At 33.5% G+C, this 2,720-nt stretch carries 2 protein-coding genes; both read left to right on the forward strand.

Annotated elements, in window-relative coordinates; all coding sequences use genetic code 11:
* Positions 1–658: 658 nt before the first annotated feature.
* Positions 659–2,080, forward strand: coding sequence for an IS110 family transposase (locus tag COD11_RS22525; RefSeq protein WP_098799150.1), 1,422 nt, complete (start codon positions 659–661; stop codon positions 2,078–2,080).
* Between the two features lie 59 nt (positions 2,081–2,139).
* On the forward strand, positions 2,140–2,559 hold the full coding sequence (locus tag COD11_RS22530) for an NUDIX hydrolase (RefSeq protein ID WP_098799151.1): 420 nt from the start codon (positions 2,140–2,142) through the stop codon (positions 2,557–2,559).
* The last annotated feature ends 161 nt before the right edge of the window (positions 2,560–2,720 follow it).

The raw sequence follows: 2,720 nt of genomic DNA on the forward strand, positions 1-2,720 counted from the left end.
TAAAGTCGTTTCTGTAGTGATTAAAGAAAAAAATACACTATTTTAATAGACTACATGCTACTTAGTTAAGTCTATAGCTACAATTTAAATAATAATGAATAAAAAGAATAATTAATATATAATTTAGAAGAACCAATGTACCTTTATTTTAAACGTGAGTTCTCTTATAGAAACTTTGAAAGTCGTTTGGGGACATTGGTTTATTAATCTTACTAGATACGATATTATATAATTGTGCAGTGACCTTTAGGTGATTCCGACCATTAACTGGACTGGGGCTATTATTCATAGACCTCTAATATTGATGTGAGGCACTCCATTCAATTAGAAAGACGGCACTGCACATTAAATTAAATATAAAACAACGGATTATCCTGTCAATTTCGACAGGTTTTTTATTTTTTTAGAAGGAATATTATGGTTAGTGTCGAATACTCCTCCTCAATAGACTATATAGAGAGATTTTAAAATCAATATAGTGAATAGTGTGCAGTTGAAACTCTAAAAGTGTATGGAGCTAGTGAATCTAGACTCTTTTGTTAAATCTGAGATTAAATATCTGGCGTTATAATCCTAACATGCTACATTGGGCTTAAGCTCTAACAGAAACTTGGATGGTCAGATATAATCATACTGCTTACTGTTCGGAGAGGAAATCATGGAAAATACGATTACTCCTTTTAGTTATGGGAATCATTCAGATAATAAAGGTCAAGATACTCGTAAGTTTTATCAATTTTATGTTGGTATAGATATTGGAGCTAGTTTTCATGTAGCTTCTTGTATTAAATTTGATGCATTTTTAGACCCCAAAGGAATTGCCTGGAAACGAACAAAAACAATGAAATTTAACTCTGATAGCGCAGGAATCGCAGAATTTTTAAAAGCTTTAAAACAAATAGAAGATCAATTTACTATCAACAGAGATGATTTCTTAATCCTATTAGAACCTACTGGTGGACATTATTCCTATTTAGTTCAGCAAGTATTATTGAACGAAGGATATCAACTCTTTCAAGTGGAGAATAAAGCAGTTGGAGAATTTCGTAAGAATAATTTAGGTATCTCAGAAAAATCAGATTCAATGGATGCCAAAGTAATGTCCTATATGGGGTGGCATAAACAACTCCATCCTCACATGCAGGGAGTTACTTTAATAAGACCTCAAACTGTCTTACAATCCTTATTTCGGACTGTCATGCGAGATCGATGGTATTTAAACGTTCAGTTAACTCGAAGAAAAAATCAAGTTCAACAATTATTAAAAGTAACACACCCAGACTTAAATAAAGCATTTAAAAAATTGGCTACTTCTTCAGTAATGAAATTAGTATTAGAATACCCTTCGGGTCTTCACATGAAGGGATCATCGGAAGATGAATTGTATAAGGCAATTTCTAAAGCAGGCGCTAAGAATGTAGCGAAAAAGGCTGCTAAAACACTATCTGAAATTATGCCCCATACAGTGGCTGTACCAGTAGAACATCTAGTAGGAAGGCAGAAATGGGTAATTGAAGAAGCCTTGAGGCTTGAGGAAAGCATTCAACTTATCGATGTAGAAATCCATTCACTTCTTAGAGGAGACCCTGAAAAAGGAATTGAACCACATCCATATACGGAGTTACTTCTTTCTTTTCCTTTTGTCAGTGAAAATATTGCCTGTACCTTAATCGGTGTTATTGGAGATATAGATCGTTTTAATACATATAAAGAATTCAAAAAATACCTTGGTGTATCAGCTGAAAATTCTCAATCTGGAACATCTGTACATTCAACAAAACAAACCTATGGTGGTGTTCGAGATGCACGTCGAGTGCTTTATCAGATGTCCATGATGATGTTAGCGAATGGAAAACGAAAACCAACCGTCTTCAAAGCATATTACGATCGTAAAGTTGACGAAGGAATGATAAAGAAAAAGGCAATTGGTCATCTTTGTGGTAAAATTGCAAATTTGATTTATACAATTTTAAAAAGTGGCCAGAAATACGACCCTAAAATACATGCGGCTGCTTGTGGAATAGAGTGGGATGAAGTGTATAAGTTAGAAGAAAAGCAAGAGCCAGTGTTATTGAATTAACGAAGAAGATTTATTGAATAAAGGTAGAGAAAATATGAAGGTGATGGGGGAATATATTATTGACACCGATTAGAAAAGCCTATGGTTATGTAACAAGAATTAAAGAAGGAAAAACACAGGTATTAGTCTTTCAACATCCTATTACTGAAGCAGGGATACAGATACCCAAAGGCACAGTAAAACCCAAAGAAGACACTTATCATGCAGTCATTAGAGAAATTGAAGAAGAAACAGGGTTGAGAAGTTTTCATGTTGAAAATTTAATTGCAGAAGATTTATGGGAGAACGATGACGGTGCAATACATAATAGGTTTTTTTATAAAATATCTGTATCAAGTGTTCCAGATGAATGGGATTACCAACCAACAGGCGGAGGAGATGAAGAAGGATTAACATTCCATTTCTTCTGGATTTCATCCGAAAATGAAGTTGAACTTATAAGAGGACATGGAGATTATTTGAACCTTATCTTTGATTAACCTTATTAAATAAACGGTGCTTTTCTTAAAAAAGAGAGTATATTTTATACATTTCCCTAAGTCTTTTAAAAAACCAAAAAGCCCTGTTTTCGAATAAAAAAACAGGGCTTTTTTCATACGGTAATATTCACTAGTTTTCTAAAGCACTACACTACATTTAA

The organism is Bacillus sp. AFS040349 (assembly GCF_002577655.1).
Lineage (GTDB): Bacteria > Bacillota > Bacilli > Bacillales > Bacillaceae > Metabacillus.

Coding starts and splice junctions, on each gene's coding strand:
- COD11_RS22525 (WP_098799150.1), top strand. CDS start 659: ATGGAAAATACGATTACTCCTTTTAGTTATGGGAATCATTCAGATAAT.